This window comes from Vibrio sp. 1249-1, assembly GCF_033340495.1.
Genome location: NZ_JAWOWJ010000090.1, coordinates 1 through 1,186 on the forward strand (window position 1 = coordinate 1; position 1,186 = coordinate 1,186).

The 1,186-nt window shown below is 46.1% G+C and carries 2 protein-coding genes; both read right to left on the reverse strand.

Annotation, left to right across the window (positions count from 1 at the left end):
- On the reverse strand, nucleotides 1–623 hold a 623-nt coding region (locus R7Z50_RS24465), incomplete at its 3' end, for a glycoside hydrolase family 9 protein (RefSeq protein ID WP_318149342.1).
- 63 nt (nucleotides 624–686) lie between these two features.
- Nucleotides 687–1,186 (reverse strand): ABC transporter ATP-binding protein (locus tag R7Z50_RS24470; RefSeq protein WP_318149343.1); only part of this gene is annotated, 500 nt, incomplete at its 5' end.

Sequence of the window (1,186 nt, forward strand, 5' to 3'; positions counted from 1 at the left end):
TCGTTTTGCATACGAACAAGGAAATCTGCACCGAACAGGGCTTCTTCAATAAGACGTGTGCGTGTGAAGGCTGCAATGTCTTCGCTTCCTTCAAGCAATGAAAGCCCTTTTAGGATGTTCCAAACCACCATTGGAGTTTGTTGAGGGTTCAAATAATTAGCGTATGAAAGATGACTTAAGTACTTACTAACGTCTCCAGATGCGTCGTACCAGCCACCGTGAACATCAACTGTTTGGTTGGCGTTGAGCACTGGCACTTGTCGATCTTGTTGATCGAAAACCCCACCGCAACGTTGTGATTTGAAGTAGTGGATCACATCTGACAGGGTTTGATTCAACAGAATATGTTCGCCAACAGTGAAATAAGAAGAACGCGAATCTTCCACTTGTAGGAAATAGTCGCCTGAATCTGTGAAAGATGAAAAGTCGATGAGGTAGAAATAGCCCTGATGCCAGTTCGCCACTTTACCTTGTTCTTCAACTGCAAAAGTTGACACTGTTTGCTCGCTAGTGGCACAAATCAATTGAGCAGTGTAAGAAGAAAAGTGCGGTTGTTCGGTCTGGATAATGGCTTTTTTGGGGCCCAGACGTTCATAACCAATGTGGTTAGTCAGTAGCAGCATTCAATGTCTCCGGGAAACGATAAAAATAGGAATGGGCCAGGCTGAACCTGACCCTCGTTATGATTAATCTTCAAATAAGTAACAGCGGACAAAGTGGTTGTCGGACAGTTGAGTGACGCCCGGTAGTCGTTCGCGACATTTGTCGGTAGCGTGTACACAACGTCCTGCAAATGGACAGCCGACAGATTCTGGTGTCCAAAGTGGGATTTCCCCTTTGTTGCCTTTCAGTTTCTCGTGAATAGACTTCGATGGATCTGGAACCGCAGATACCAACAGTTGCGTATATGGGTGTTGAGGATCGTGAATGATTTCTTCAGTATCGCCCCATTCAACCATGTGACCTACGTACATGACCGCGAGATCTTCAGCAATGTAACGCGCTGTTGCGATGTCGTGAGTGATGTAAAGCAGAGACATTTGTTTCTCGAACTTCATCTCTTCCATCAAGTTCAGAACACCGGCACGGATTGATACATCGAGCATCGATGTTGGCTCATCCGCCAATACCACTTCTGCACCAACTGCGATGTTACGAGCTAGGTTTACACGTTGACGCTGACCGC